We start from the raw sequence: 13,864 nt of genomic DNA on the forward strand, positions 1-13,864 counted from the left end.
TCGTTGGACGAAAGATTTCCAGCCCGGATGGGCTGGAAGGCTCTATTGATCAAATCAATTACAGGATGTGCGCCTGCACATCGGGATCTTTGCGATCGAGATAGTGAATCGACTGAATGCGGCGGATTGTGCGCGATTTGCCGCGGATCAGCAGCGTTTCGGTGGTCGCGATATTGCCTTTGCGGCTAATGCCTTCCAGCAGATCGCCTTTGGTGATGCCGGTGGCAGAAAAAATGACGTTGTCGCTGCGCGCCATTTCGTCCAGACGCAGCGCTTTGCCCGCTTCAATGCCCATCGCGGTGCAGCGGGCCAGTTCCTGTTCGCCAATGCGGCGGTTTTCTTCGCTGTCGCCTTTGACGTCATGACGCGCCAGGAGACGGCCCTGCATATCGCCATCCAGCGCGCGGATAACGGCGGCGGAGACCACACCTTCCGGTGCGCCGCCAATGCCGTACAGCACGTCAACTTCGCTGTCAGGCATGCAGGTCAGAATTGAAGCCGCAACGTCGCCGTCGGGAATAGCGAATACGCGCACGCCCAGTTTCGTCATCTCTGCAATAACGTCATCATGGCGAGGTTTTGCCAGGATAGTGACGGTCAGGTCACTCAGGGGTTTGTTCAGCGCGGCGGCAATGTTACGCAGGTTGGCTTCCAGCGACAGGTTCAGGTCAATGGACCCTTTTGCGCCTGGGCCGACAATCAGCTTTTCCATGTACATGTCCGGCGCGTTCAGGAAGCAGCCTTTATCGCCCACGGCCAGTACCGCCAGCGCATTTGCCTGGCCCATTGCCGTCATACGCGTGCCTTCGATAGGATCGACTGCGATGTCTACCGCATCGCCAAGACCCGTACCGACTTTCTCACCGATAAACAGCATCGGCGCTTCATCGATTTCACCTTCGCCAATCACGATGGTGCCGTCGATGTTGACCTGGTTGAGCATAATACGCATGGCGTTCACCGCCGCGCCGTCAGCGGTATTTTTATCGCCGCGGCCCAGCCATTTATAGCCAGCCAGCGCGGCCGCTTCGGTCACGCGTGAAAATTCAATGGCAAGTTCTCGTCTCATTGCAAACTCGTAGCTGAAAGGAATGGCGCGAAGTGTAGCACAGGGGAGGGGGCGAGATTATTGATGTGTGTGCGGGGTTGTCCCCGCACGAAGATATTGCCGGATAAGACACCTTAGCGTCGCCATCCGGCAATGACGTATTACTCGTCGTGATCTTCCCACGCCATGGCGCGTTTGACTGCTTTTTTCCAGCCGCTGTAACGGAAGTTACGTTCGGTGGTTTCGATGCCAGGACGGAATTCACGCTCGATGACCGCTTTTTCCTGCAGCTCATCCAGGTTTTGCCAGAAGCCGACCGCCAGACCGGCCAGATAAGCCGCACCCAGCGCAGTGACTTCGCGGACTTCCGGGCGCTCAACGCGTGTGCCGAGAATGTCCGACTGGAACTGCATCAGGAAGTTGTTGGCTACCGCCCCGCCATCGACGCGCAGGGCGTGCAAGCGAATGCCGGAGTCAGCCTGCATCGCTTCCAGTACGTCACGGGTTTGGTAAGCGATAGACTCAAGCGTTGCGCGAATGATGTGGTTGGAGTTTACGCCACGGGTCAGACCGAAGATGGCGCCACGCGCATACGGGTCCCAGTACGGTGCGCCCAGACCGGTGAATGCCGGAACGACGTACACGCCGTTGGTGTCTTTCACTTTAGTCGCGAAATACTCAGAGTCGAATGCATCGCTGATGAGTTTCATTTCATCACGCAGCCACTGGATAGAGGCACCCGCCATAAACACCGCGCCTTCCAGGGCGTAGTTCACTTCCCCGGTCGGTCCGCAGGCGATGGTGGTCAGCAGCCCGTTTTCGGACTTAACGGCTTTCTCGCCGGTGTTCATCAGCATGAAGCAGCCGGTACCGTAAGTGTTTTTCGCCATCCCTTCTTTCACGCACAGCTGGCCGAACAGCGCCGCCTGCTGGTCACCGGCGATACCGGAGATAGGAATACGAATGCCGCCCTTACCACCGATGTTGGTTTGGCCGTACACTTCAGAAGAACGACGCACTTCCGGCAGCATGGCGCGCGGAATATCCAGCGCATCCAACATCTTGTCGTCCCAGTCCAGGGAGTGGATGTTGAACAGCATGGTACGTGAGGCGTTGGTGTAATCGGTGACGTGTACGCGTCCCTGCGTCATTTTCCAGATAAGCCAGGTGTCTACGGTACCGAACAACAGTTCACCGCGACGAGCGCGCTCACGCGAACCTTCTACGTGGTCGAGGATCCACTTCACTTTGGTACCGGAGAAGTACGGGTCAATCACCAGGCCGGTGTTATTGCGGATGTACTCTTCCATACCGTCGCGCTTGAGCTTCTCGCAGATATCCGCGGTACGACGACACTGCCATACAATGGCGTTATAGATTGGTTTACCGGTCTCACGTTCCCAGACGATGGTGGTTTCACGCTGGTTGGTAATACCGATCGCGGCAATTTCATCGGAACTGATATCGGCTTTCGCCAGCACTTCAACCAGCGTGGAGCTTTGGGTTGCCCAAATTTCCATTGGGTCGTGTTCTACCCAACCTGCTTTCGGGTAGATTTGCTCGAATTCGCGCTGTGAAACGGCAACGATATTCGCATCGTGGTCCATGACGACCGCGCGGGAGCTGGTGGTGCCCTGGTCGAGCGCAACGATATATTTTTTTTCAGTCATAATTTTTTGTCCCGTAGTCACATTACTGCGAAGCTTTTTGTTGAGTGTTGGCCGCAACGTCTTTCTCTTCAATCGCGCAGACATCGCACGGCAAATGACGACCAATCAGTTTGCGATAGGCCCATGCGCCCAAAATTGCGCCGGTAATCGGGCCAAACACCGGTACCAGGAAGTAAGGGATATCACGACCACCCGTGAAGGCAATCTCACCCCATCCGGCCAGTCCGGCGAACAGTTTCGGTCCGAAGTCACGTGCCGGGTTCATCGCAAAACCTGTTAGCGGACCCATGGAAGCACCAATAACGGCAATCAGTAAGCCGATCAGCAGTGGCGCCAGCGGACCACGAGGTACACCGTTACCATCGTCGGTCAGGGCCAGAATCAGCCCCATTAGAATAGCGGTAATGACCATTTCAACCGCGAAGGCCTGCACAAAATTGATATGCGGGTTCGGATAGGTGGAGAAAGTACCTGCCAGACCCAGGCTCTCGGTACTGCCGCGCACGATATGATTGGTTTGTTCGAAATCGAGGAAAAGATTGTAATAAAGCCCGTAAACCAATGCCGCTGCGCAAAAGGCGCCGGCAATTTGCGAAATAATAAAAGGGACGACTTTGCGTTTATCAAAACAGGCAAACAGCCAGAGTGCGATGGTGACCGCTGGATTCAGGTGTGCGCCAGAAACGCCTGCGGTCAGATAGATAGCCATCGCTACCCCCAGACCCCAGATGATGCTGATTTCCCACTGACCAAAAGTAGCCCCGGCCACTTTGAGTGCAGCGACACAGCCCACACCGAAGAAAATCAACAACCCGGTACCGAGGAATTCAGCAATGCACTGGCCTTTTAAGGTTGATGTTTGACTCATAATCGGATCCTGAAGAGAGTTTAATGTTTATTGTGTGCGAGAAGGTCACTGACATCCCCGGAGCCGGTAGGCACACTGTTAATTTATCGTTAACGCTCAAAAACGAGAAATATCGAAATTAAAATGTGTGTACTGCATCAACAAAATGAGCGTTTTCGCGCCATTGCGCGGTATTTGTTATACAAAAATAATGTGAGCTGAATCATTTCACCGATCAATCTCTTAACACTTAAGCGTTATGACAGTCATGTCACCAGGAGAAAGACTAAAAGTGTTGCAAACCGCAATCTGCGCGGGATGCCGCTGGACAGGGATGACGCGGCTTCATACAATCGGTGTTAAGTAGAGTGCGCTCGTTTTTATTAAGGCGTCGCCGGTTATCGGGACGAGGATTTTTATCCATCAACGCCTTGCAATTCAGGAGAGGTATGACGATGTCATTAGAAGTGTTTGAGAAACTGGAAGCAAAAGTACAGCAGGCGATTGATACCATCACGCTGTTGCAGATGGAAATCGAAGAGCTGAAAGAAAAGAATAACTCACTGTCGCAGGAAGTTCAGTCTGCACAGCAGCAGCGTGAAGAACTGGAGCGTGAGAACAACAATCTGAAAGAACAGCAGAACGGCTGGCAGGATCGTCTGCATGCCCTGCTGGGTCGTATGGAAGAAGTCTAATCCTCGTCATATTTCACGTTATGGCGGCGTTGGCTGCGTGCGTTCACCCCAGTCACATAGTGGCCTATGCTCCTGGGGATTCACTTACTTGCCGCCTTGCCCTGACGCGAAATCTATAGAGGATTTAGTTTGTAGGCCGGATAAGGTGTAAGCCGACATCCGGCAATACTTATCTTTGATAACGGCCTTGCTTGCGGGCTTTCCCATCAATCACCAAGCCAACGGGTGAACGAGCTACGGTCAATATCCAGTTGCTTCGCTGCACGGCTTTTGTTGTTTTGCTGTCGTAGTAGCACCCCTTTGAGAATACGGCTACGGATCCGTTTATACGGCCCTTCGAGCAACTGGCAGTCCGGGCAGTGATGGCGAGGTTGTTGGGGGGAAGACGCTTTATCGGCTTGTAAATCCTCAATCAGTAACGTGGCGGCAGAAAGAGACACCACGCCGGATGAAAACGATAACGCCAGGCGCTCCATAATATTATTCAACTGACGTACGTTACCCGGCCATAAATATTTTTTCAGCTCACTCCATAAACTTTCGCTCAATGCAATGGGAGGCAACTGATAGGACTTTCTCAGCGCATCTAAAGTTGTTTGCCCAATAAGTTGGATATCGTCCGGGCGTTCACGTAACGGTAATGTGGTGACCTTGAGCACATTCAAGCGATAAAAAAGGTCTTCTCTAAAATCACCGGCTGCAATCATTGCCGGTAAGTTTCGGTTTGTGGCCGCAATAACGCGGACGTTGACCGGAATCATGTGATCTGCGCCCAGGCGCATCAGTTGGCGCTCTTGCAGAATGCGTAAGAGTTTTGCTTGTAAGAACTTATCCAGTTCGCTGATTTCATCAAGAAAGATGGTGCCGTTATGCGCCAGTTCAAACATCCCTGCGCGGCCTTTTTTAGAGGCACCGGAAAACGCGCCATCGACATATCCAAAGAGTTCGCTTTCCATAATTGAAGCGGGGATTGCGCCGCAGTTAACCGCAACAAATGGCCCATTGCGATGTGAACTGGCGTTATGAATGCTCTGCGCCAGAACCTCTTTGCCGGTACCATTTTCACCGAGTAGCAGTATTGTTGCTTCGGTTTCCGCATATATCCTGGCTAACCTTAAGCGATCCTGCATTTCACGGTTGCAGGTAATAAAATCTTCGAAGTGATACCTGGCGTGAAATCCTAACTTTTTCGCTTCTTTGATTCTTATCTTCTGCTCAGCATTCTGTAAGTTAGATGATGTCTGGAGGGTGATCACCACGCGGTTGAGATTTTCGTTTTCTACAATGGGGAACTGGTTAACCACAAATTCGCCATAGGGTGTGTTGATTAACTCATTTTCTATCGGGATATTATTTTGCAGGTCTTCCCAGTTTAGCGTTAAGGAAGGTATTTTTTTACTGATTAAATCATGTTTACTGAGTTGTAAAAGCTCGACGGCTTTATGGTTACAGTGAATGACCTTACCGCAATTATCAATGAGAAGAATGAATTTATTGGTGTGGTCAAGTAACAGGTTTAGCTGGTTTTGCTCAATGCGCTCATTAGCGAGCGCCTGATACAGCTGAATTGCCTCATGTAATGCCAGTTCTATGGACTCGACACCTGAATGGAAAGGGATGAAATGTTCCATGCTGTGTGTGCCAAAATAAAGCGGGCAAATGGCATCGCCAATAATAAGATCTATCTGGTTATTTTGTGTGTAATTGACAAAGTCATTTCTGACATTCTCAATGCAAGGGTTGGCCATTTCGTCAATGATAAACTCAGTGAGCTGCAGATTAAGCATCCTGGCTATTTTCATACAGCCGTCGATAACGCTGCGAAACCCAATAACCCCAATATTTTTATTGAGCCCAAGATATGGCCTGAGGGCATCGATAATATCATAGGCGGATGTTTTTATTTCAATGACAGGCTGCGGTATTTTTTGTTTAAGCATCCATGCCATGCCACCGCGACTAATCACAAGATCAGGGGAATTCGTGCGCAATATCGGGATCACGGAATCAACATCGTCGAGGGTAGCATTTAATATCGTTAGATTTGCGATGTGCTTATATCGGATAGACAGGCGTTCAGCTTCGAGAGAGAGCGCTTGTAAAGGAGAAACGATGTAAATATTAGGTAATTTTAACATGTTGAATCCAGCATGATCATGATGTGAAGTCGATAACGGTGGAAACAGTTGTCGGCATTATTGCAGAAACAGTAATCCATTCACGACTTACTGTTTCTGCAATCTTTTTGTCACATAAATGGTGAACAGCGGAATTGTTTTCGATCAACTCTGTGGAATTTATGTTTTTGATAACTGCTGGCGTTGGGCGATTCTCCTTTGTTCGCGGCGAGCAACCCAGGCGGTTATAAACGGTACGACTAAGGAGGTGACGATCGTAGAGGCGGCAATCTGCGGCGTCGCTACGGCGATTAATGCTGACACGCTGGGGTCAACTGCGGCGATGGCTGCGGGGGTCGCAACGGCGTTACCGGCCGTCGTGGAGACTGCCGCTCCGGCGATGCCTGAACCTCCGACAAAACGGGAGACGGCAACATTAATCAGCGCGCCAATGAATGCGGTCATGAGACCCAGAATAACCCCTGCGAATCCGGCCATCAGCAGGGTGCTGAAATCGATTCCGGTACCCAGACCAAAAGAGAAGAAGGGGATCAGCATCGCGCCGCCGCTTTTCAGGAACGAACGCATATCCTCATCCAGATTTCCGAGCAGCATACCAATCAGTATTGGTAAAACAACGGCGAACAGTTCCATTATTGGGATCGACACCAGCCCAGCGGCACCCATCGCCACCATCGTCAGAAAGGGGCCTTCAAGTACGGAAAGCACAGCGATAGCGCCCGCATCGGTTTCATTGCCAAACTGTTTGGTCAGTGCAGCGTAGAGGCCCATATTCGCATTGGTCATAGCCGCGATAATGGCGAGTGCAGACAAACCAAAGAAGCCGTTGGCGCCACAAAACTTTGCGACCAGTAAGCCAATTGCTGTCCCGACAACCAACTTGGACAGCATAATGGCGAACCCTTTTTTCAGGGCGACCGGCGCGGCCTGTAGGCGGATTTCAGCGCCCATACAGACAAAAAATACGCCCAGGATAGCGAGAGCGCCATGAGCTACCGCCGTCGAAAAGCTCCCTATTTCTAAAGCACCAGGACAAAATGTCTTTAATAATGCTCCGATCAATAACGGGATTACCATCATCCCGCCTGGGAATTTCTCAATTGTTTGTTTTATTTTCATGAGGAGACTTCCGTGTTTTCGTAACGGATATAAATGATGGGAATATGTTATTTATTCCCACCGTATAGGGTTATATTTCTATCGTCTTAAAATGTTGGTGCGATCTTGTAAATAGAGAATTCCTTATGCCCAAGATCTTCAGCTTTGGTTGTTTTACCATTAGAAACCTTAATGATTTCCTGATAAATTACCTCGCCCATCTCATTAATAGAAGATTCTCCCCGCATAATCGATGAAACATCAATATCAATGTTGTCGCGCATTTTGGTAAATGTTTCTTCGTTGGCGGTGATTTTGATCACTGGCGCAATCGGGTTTCCCGTGGGGGTTCCGCGCCCGGTAGTAAAGATAATAATTTGTGCGCCGCCGGCCACCATCCCGGAGATGGATTCGATATCTTGTCCAGGGGAGTCCATCACCCATAGTCCACGACCGCCAGGGAAATCTGCGTATTGCAGGACGCCCTGTAGCGGTGAATGACCCGCTTTGTGCATGCAGCCCAGAGATTTTTCCTCAATGGTGGTGATACCGCCCTGGATATTACCTGGCGTCGGTTGCCCGCCCCTGATATCTGCGCCCAGGGCTTTCGCTCTTTCTTCACACCCCACAACCAGCTTGATTAAATCGTCTGCGACTTGTGAATTAATGGCCCGACGAGCAACAACGTGTTCTGCGCCAATGAATTCGGTGGTTTCTGAAAGAATCGATGTGCCACCATCGTTAACTAACAAATCAGATGCAACACCACAGGCAGGGTTGGAGGCGAGGCCAGAAGTGGTATCAGAACCTCCGCATTCCATTCCGAGGATCAACTCGCTGACGTTTATTTCTTCGTAGTCTTGCTGGGACAAATCCTGCGCATACTGACGTGCGATTGAAATTCCGCGCGCCTGACACTGCAAGGTCCCCCCTTCATTCTGAATTGTGATGCAGGAAACCGGCTTACCAAATTTCGTGATTTCTTGTGCAATGTGAGTAGGTTCAGCGCCTTCACAACCCAATCCGACAACGAGTATGGCGCCAACGTTGCCGTTCCTGGCAACGTTGATCAGTGTTTTTTCGGTTAATGCAGCATCACCAGCAATCTGGCAGCAACCAAAATCATTATTAAGCCAGGTTGAGCCATGAACCTGAGCGGAGATGTCCTGAGCCACTTTATTGGCGCAAACGCTGGTAGGTAAAATTAAGACGTAGTTGCGAATACCCACGCTGCCATCCGGACGACGATAACCTTTGATTGTTTTTTTCATTTTCACTTGTTCCTTCAGCCTTTATTTCCAATCCCCACGGCCACGTTCACTTTCAACATTATGAACATGAACATAATCTCCGGTCTGGATAGGCTTTGTTGCCCGACCAATGGATTCACCGTATTTGTAAACTTCGCCATGAAGCGCAACGGCTTTAATGGCAAATTTATGACCGTAAGGGATGTCATCACGTAAGGTGATGGTCAGATTTTCATTGCCAACAAACATGTTAGCGACGTCTCCGGCCTTGAGGGGCTGGATAGCAGTAGCAACGCTATCTTGCGGGTTAATAACCACTGCATTTTTCTTCATAAAAAATCCTTATGCGCTTTGATTGGATACAGTGGTATAAAGCATAAGGCGTGCCATGTTTTTAACTTGTTGTTTATTAAGACAAATAACACGCAGAGTGGGAAGGGGGAGATAGAGCCGCTGTAAGTAGCTTCATCAGTTGCGGCAAATAGCTACAGTTGCAAGGCGTGCAAAAGGTGGGTACGACGGAAGCGCATAAAAAAAGGCACCTTGCGGTGCCTTTTTGATCACTCGATATCGAGCGGGTCTTCGGAGAGGATTATCCCGGTGTTGTCGGCGTAAAGGTGGTCGCCGGAGAAGAAGGTCACGCCGCCAAAGTTGACGCGCACATCGCTTTCCCCAATGCCTTCACCTGAAGCGGCTACCGGAATTGCGGCAATCGCCTGAATGCCGATATCCAGTTCTTCCAGATCGTCTACCTGGCGTACTGAGCCGTAGATGACCAGACCTTCCCATTCATTCTGTACGGCCAGCCGCGCCAGTTCGGCATCGACCAGCGCGCGGCGAACAGAACCGCCGCCATCGACCAGAAGAATGCGACCACGGCCGTTCTGTTCGAGCAGATCGTACAGCAACCCGTTGTCCTCGAAACATTTTACCGTGATGATTTGTCCGCCAAACGACGACCGTCCCCCAAAGTTAGAGAACAGCGGTTCCACGACGTTGACATCTTCCTGATAGATGTCACAAAGCTCGGATGTATCGTATTTCATAGGCTTAACGTTTAGTTGCTGCGAGAATTTTTAGTATATCGCGCTATGTGTACTGTTGGCAAAATCATCAATTGTTAATTGATATTTGTCAGTTAAAGAGACCACTGACTTAAGAAAATTCCAACGACAAACAGCAGGTTAGTTAATAGTGCCGCTTTTACGGTGCGTTCCAGCATCGGGCGCATTGCCTCAGGGTTCATCTCACGCATCACGTAACGCGCCTGTTTGAAAAGCAGCGGAGCGGCAAGAATAAACAACCATCCCCATAGGCTTTGCAGCGAGAACAGGTTAAACAGCGCCAGACAGACCAGCGTACCCATCAGCAGGCAGGCATGGTAGCGGCGGGCATTCACGGCGCCTAAACGCACGACCAGCGTGTTCTTGCCATTCTCTCTGTCGCTGTTGATATCGCGCAGATTGTTGACGTTGAGCACAGCGGTTGCCAGCAGGCCGCAGGCGGTGGCAGGCAGAATCAGCGCCGGAATCAGCGTATGGGCCTGTAAATACCAGCTTCCCATCACGCTGAGCCAGCCGAAGAATACCAGCACGGAAATATCGCCCAGACCGATATATCCGTAAGGGCGATTACCCACGGTGTAAGTGATCGCGGCGATAATTGACAGGCCCCCGAGCACCAGGAAACCGACAAAATCCGCCAGCGTGTGACAGGCCACGGCAACCAGGGCCAGACCAGACAGACAGATCAACACTACGGTGACGATCAGCGCGCGCTTCATCTGCTCTTGGGTGATAACCCCTTTTTGCATCCCGCGCAGCGGTCCAATGCGATCGGGCGTGTCGCTGCCTTTGACGGCATCGCCATAGTCGTTAGCGAGATTGGACAGAATTTGCAGCAGTCCCGCCGTAATCAATGCCAGCAGAGCAACCAGCGGATCGAAGTATCCTTGCCACCATGCTAATGCCGTACCGACGATGATCGCCGCGAAGGCGAGCGGTAAGGTCTTAGGTCGTAAACTTTCCAGCCAGGCTTGTGAGCGGCTAATTTGTTGTTGTTCAGTCATATTTAGCGCCAATAAAAATGGGGCTTTATCAGCCCCATCAACAGTGATGAAAATGCATTGAACGCGATTATAGGATAAAACGGCTCAGATCTTCATCTGCGACCAGCGCATCCAGATGTTTGCTCACATAATCGGCATCAATTGTGATGCTTTGGCCGTTCAAATCGCTCGCATCATAGGAAATATCTTCCATCAGACGTTCCAGAACGGTGTGCAGACGACGCGCACCGATGTTTTCGGTGGTTTCGTTAACCTGCCAGGCCGCTTCGGCAATGCGTTTAATGCCCGATTCGGTGAAGTTAATGTCCACACCTTCGGTCGCCATCAGCGCTTTGTACTGAACGGTGATGGAGGCATTCGGTTCGGTCAGGATACGCTCAAAATCGCTGGTGGTCAGCGCCTGTAGTTCAACGCGAATCGGTAGACGACCCTGCAGTTCCGGGATCAGGTCCGACGGTTTCGCGACCTGGAATGCGCCAGAAGCGATAAACAGAATATGATCGGTTTTCACCATGCCGTGCTTGGTGGAGACCGTGCAGCCTTCAACCAGCGGCAGCAGGTCGCGCTGTACGCCTTCACGGGACACATCCGGACCAGAGGATTCGCCGCGCTTACAGATTTTGTCGATTTCGTCGATAAACACGATCCCGTGCTGCTCAACGGCGTCGATAGCTTCCTGTTTCAGCTCTTCCGGGTTCACCAGTTTAGCCGCTTCTTCTTCAATCAGCAGCTTCATCGCGTCTTTGATTTTCAGCTTACGCGGTTTTTGCTTCTGACCGCCCAGGTTCTGGAACATGGACTGCAACTGGCTGGTCATCTCTTCCATGCCCGGAGGCGCCATGATTTCAACGCCCATCGGTGCGGCGGCGAGATCGATTTCGATCTCTTTATCGTCGAGCTGGCCTTCGCGCAGTTTTTTACGGAACGCCTGACGCGCGGCAGAAGGTTCCTGCGGCTGCTCAGACTGTCCCCAGTTATTTTTAGCTGGTGGGATCAGCACGTCGAGAATGCGCTCTTCCGCCATCTCTTCAGCGCGGAAGCGGTTTTTCTCGATGGCCTGAACGCGAACCATCTTAATGGCTGCGTCGGTCAGATCGCGGATGATCGAGTCAACTTCCTTACCAACATAGCCAACTTCGGTAAATTTGGTTGCTTCAACCTTGATGAACGGCGCGTTGGCCAGTTTTGCCAGGCGACGGGCGATTTCGGTTTTACCGACGCCGGTCGGGCCAATCATCAGAATATTTTTCGGCGTCACTTCATGGCGCAGCTCTTCGTTGAGCTGCATACGGCGCCAGCGGTTACGCAGGGCAATCGCCACGGAACGCTTAGCGTTATCCTGGCCGATGATGTGTTTGTTCAGTTCGCTGACAATTTCGCGTGGGGTCATTTCAGACATGGGGGATCCTTACGCTTTGGAGTTCAATTCTTCGATGGTATGGAAGTGGTTGGTATAAATGCAGATATCCCCTGCAATATCCAACGCTTTCTCAGCAATCTCGCGCGCGCCAAGCTCGGTGTTTTCCAGCAGAGCGCGTGCAGCAGCCTGGGCGTAGGGACCGCCGGAGCCGATGGCAATCAGATCGTTTTCTGGCTGGATGACGTCGCCGTTACCGGTGATGATGAGTGATGCCGTTTCATCTGCGACGGCCAGCAGCGCTTCGAGTTTGCGCAGCATACGGTCGGTACGCCAGTCTTTTGCCAGTTCAACGGCCGCTTTCACCAGGTGACCCTGGTGCATTTCCAGCTTGCGTTCGAACAGTTCAAACAGCGTGAATGCATCCGCAGTACCGCCCGCAAAGCCCGCAATGACTTTGTCGTTATACAGACGGCGGACTTTCTTCACGTTGCCTTTCATTACGGTGTTACCCAGTGTGGCCTGACCATCACCGGCGATTACCACATGGCCGTTACGGCGTACGCTTACTATTGTTGTCACGAGCAGACCCCTTGGTTACAAATGCAGAATACAGGCCCCGCACAGGATGCGGGGCGTAATGCAAGTATAGATGGGGGGGATTTTGGGGGTTTCAACCCCCAGTGGCGAGTCGAATGCAGTTTGTGTGACCAGCAACCTTCAGGCGGCTGATGGTATTGTCGGCATTCTCTTTGCCTTTGAGCGGACCAATAACCACGCGATTCCAGCCGTTATTAGTGGTAATTCGCGAGTTGAACCCTTCAAAGGCCAGCTGCGCGCGCACGGTTTCTGCCTGCTCAGCACCTTTAAATGACCCGCACTGAACCATCCAGCGGCGTTCATCTTTTTTCTCCGCCGTCTGTTTTGGCGGCTGCGTTTCATTCGTTATTGGCGCGGCCGGTTGCGTTTTCGGCTGAGCGGCGGTGGTATGCGCAGGCGTTTGCAGCAGATCCTGATACGGCTGTTGCGCCGCCGGTTTTGGCTGCGGTTTCGGCTGTTGTACCGGTGCGGTTTGCGCCGTACGCGTTTGCGGTTGCTGGTACGGCTGTTCCGTTGCCCGTTGGCGTGGTTGTTGAGCCTGCTGCTGCGTAGTGTTCCACTGCTGCTGTTGCACCTGACGTTGACGCTGCAGCGTTTGCTGGCGTTGCTCAGGCGTTTGTTCGTTCCATGGTACTTCGTTGAGCTGCGTTGGCTGTTGACGCATATCAGCCTGCATCTGCGCCAACAACTGGCGCTGTTCATTGGTTAACTGGTCGGCGTTCAGCACCTCGCCGCCGGCAGACGGTTCGGTAGGCGCGCGTACGCCAGGCTGACGGCTTTCCAGCTCTTTGATGTATCGCCAGCGCTCTTCCGGTTTTGGTGGAATGCCATTTCCGGTGACTTTCTGGTTTTGCAGCGTTTCGGACTCTTCTTTCTTGTGATGCGTAATGAAGTACAGACCACCGATAAAGGTCACGAGTACGGCTGCAGCAATAGCAACCATAGCGGGCGATACCGCAGGCGTATTGCGTTGTTTTTTCCGTGATGTGCTCTTTTTGCGCCGCGAAGGTGCCGGTTGGCCGCGACGTACATAATCTCGTTGTGCCACTATCGTTTCGCTGTATTTATTCGTTCGTCAGCCCGCCATGTTACT

General features: G+C 51.8%; 13 protein-coding genes. 1 reads left to right on the plus strand and 12 read right to left on the minus strand.

Annotated elements, in window-relative coordinates; translation table 11 throughout:
* Positions 1–58: 58 nt before the first annotated feature.
* From glpX to JSN25_RS06330, 3 genes are all read right to left on the minus strand, one after another.
* Positions 59–1,069: a class II fructose-bisphosphatase gene (gene glpX, locus JSN25_RS06320; RefSeq protein WP_038635990.1), complete on the minus strand. Its 1,011-nt coding sequence runs from the start codon at positions 1,067–1,069 to the stop codon at positions 59–61.
* A 140-nt stretch (positions 1,070–1,209) separates the two neighbouring features.
* Complete coding sequence (gene glpK / locus JSN25_RS06325; RefSeq protein WP_085049741.1) at positions 1,210–2,718, minus strand: glycerol kinase GlpK; 1,509 nt, start codon at positions 2,716–2,718, stop codon at positions 1,210–1,212.
* A gap of 22 nt (positions 2,719–2,740) precedes the next feature.
* Positions 2,741–3,586 (minus strand): MIP/aquaporin family protein, encoded by an 846-nt coding sequence (locus JSN25_RS06330; RefSeq protein ID WP_038635996.1) that lies wholly within the window; start codon positions 3,584–3,586, stop codon positions 2,741–2,743.
* A gap of 428 nt (positions 3,587–4,014) precedes the next feature.
* Here JSN25_RS06330 and zapB point away from each other — a divergent pair, with 428 nt between their 5' ends.
* Positions 4,015–4,260 carry a septal ring assembly protein ZapB gene (gene zapB, locus JSN25_RS06335; protein WP_019077914.1) on the plus strand — a complete coding sequence of 82 codons (246 nt, stop codon included), beginning with the start codon at positions 4,015–4,017 and terminating at the stop codon, positions 4,258–4,260.
* A 206-nt stretch (positions 4,261–4,466) separates the two neighbouring features.
* Here the strand turns inward: zapB and JSN25_RS06340 are convergent, their stop codons facing one another.
* The 9 genes from JSN25_RS06340 to ftsN form a co-directional block, all read right to left on the minus strand.
* Positions 4,467–6,398 (minus strand): sigma 54-interacting transcriptional regulator, encoded by a 1,932-nt coding sequence (locus tag JSN25_RS06340; RefSeq protein ID WP_087856660.1) that lies wholly within the window; start codon positions 6,396–6,398, stop codon positions 4,467–4,469.
* A gap of 159 nt (positions 6,399–6,557) precedes the next feature.
* Positions 6,558–7,517: a 2-keto-3-deoxygluconate permease gene (locus JSN25_RS06345; protein ID WP_038636001.1), complete on the minus strand. Its 960-nt coding sequence runs from the start codon at positions 7,515–7,517 to the stop codon at positions 6,558–6,560.
* 86 nt (positions 7,518–7,603) lie between these two features.
* Entirely contained in the window at positions 7,604–8,767 is a 1,164-nt protein-coding gene (locus JSN25_RS06350) for a UxaA family hydrolase (RefSeq protein WP_085049743.1), read from the minus strand.
* 21 nt (positions 8,768–8,788) lie between these two features.
* Entirely contained in the window at positions 8,789–9,079 is a 291-nt protein-coding gene (locus JSN25_RS06355; protein ID WP_038636007.1) for a UxaA family hydrolase, read from the minus strand.
* A gap of 227 nt (positions 9,080–9,306) precedes the next feature.
* On the minus strand, positions 9,307–9,792 hold the full coding sequence (rraA, locus tag JSN25_RS06360) for a ribonuclease E activity regulator RraA (RefSeq protein WP_204525537.1): 486 nt from the start codon (positions 9,790–9,792) through the stop codon (positions 9,307–9,309).
* A gap of 92 nt (positions 9,793–9,884) precedes the next feature.
* The gene (gene menA / locus JSN25_RS06365; RefSeq protein WP_160955458.1) at positions 9,885–10,814 is read right to left on the minus strand and encodes a 1,4-dihydroxy-2-naphthoate polyprenyltransferase; all 930 of its coding nucleotides are present in this window, start codon (positions 10,812–10,814) and stop codon (positions 9,885–9,887) included.
* Between the two features lie 67 nt (positions 10,815–10,881).
* Complete coding sequence (gene hslU, locus JSN25_RS06370) at positions 10,882–12,213, minus strand: HslU--HslV peptidase ATPase subunit (protein ID WP_038636017.1); 1,332 nt, start codon at positions 12,211–12,213, stop codon at positions 10,882–10,884.
* 9 nt (positions 12,214–12,222) lie between these two features.
* A complete protein-coding gene (hslV, locus tag JSN25_RS06375) occupies positions 12,223–12,753 on the minus strand; it encodes an ATP-dependent protease subunit HslV (protein WP_003028805.1) in 531 nt (176 codons plus the stop codon).
* A 91-nt stretch (positions 12,754–12,844) separates the two neighbouring features.
* A complete protein-coding gene (ftsN, locus tag JSN25_RS06380; protein ID WP_074458535.1) occupies positions 12,845–13,819 on the minus strand; it encodes a cell division protein FtsN in 975 nt (324 codons plus the stop codon).
* Between the last annotated feature and the right edge of the window lie 45 nt (positions 13,820–13,864).

This window comes from Citrobacter cronae (genome assembly GCF_016893685.1).
GTDB lineage: Bacteria > Pseudomonadota > Gammaproteobacteria > Enterobacterales > Enterobacteriaceae > Citrobacter > Citrobacter werkmanii.

Bases quoted from the DNA above. Each gene is read 5' to 3' on its own strand.
- glpX (WP_038635990.1), bottom strand. From the start codon at position 1,069: ATGAGACGAGAACTTGCCATTGAATTTTCACGCGTGACCGAAGCGGCC.
- glpK (WP_085049741.1), bottom strand. From the start codon at position 2,718: ATGACTGAAAAAAAATATATCGTTGCGCTCGACCAGGGCACCACCAGC.
- JSN25_RS06330 (WP_038635996.1), bottom strand. From the start codon at position 3,586: ATGAGTCAAACATCAACCTTAAAAGGCCAGTGCATTGCTGAATTCCTC.
- zapB (WP_019077914.1), top strand. From the start codon at position 4,015: ATGACGATGTCATTAGAAGTGTTTGAGAAACTGGAAGCAAAAGTACAG.
- JSN25_RS06340 (WP_087856660.1), bottom strand. From the start codon at position 6,398: ATGTTAAAATTACCTAATATTTACATCGTTTCTCCTTTACAAGCGCTC.
- JSN25_RS06345 (WP_038636001.1), bottom strand. From the start codon at position 7,517: ATGAAAATAAAACAAACAATTGAGAAATTCCCAGGCGGGATGATGGTA.
- JSN25_RS06350 (WP_085049743.1), bottom strand. From the start codon at position 8,767: ATGAAAAAAACAATCAAAGGTTATCGTCGTCCGGATGGCAGCGTGGGT.
- JSN25_RS06355 (WP_038636007.1), bottom strand. From the start codon at position 9,079: ATGAAGAAAAATGCAGTGGTTATTAACCCGCAAGATAGCGTTGCTACT.
- rraA (WP_204525537.1), bottom strand. From the start codon at position 9,792: ATGAAATACGATACATCCGAGCTTTGTGACATCTATCAGGAAGATGTC.
- menA (WP_160955458.1), bottom strand. From the start codon at position 10,814: ATGACTGAACAACAACAAATTAGCCGCTCACAAGCCTGGCTGGAAAGT.
- hslU (WP_038636017.1), bottom strand. From the start codon at position 12,213: ATGTCTGAAATGACCCCACGCGAAATTGTCAGCGAACTGAACAAACAC.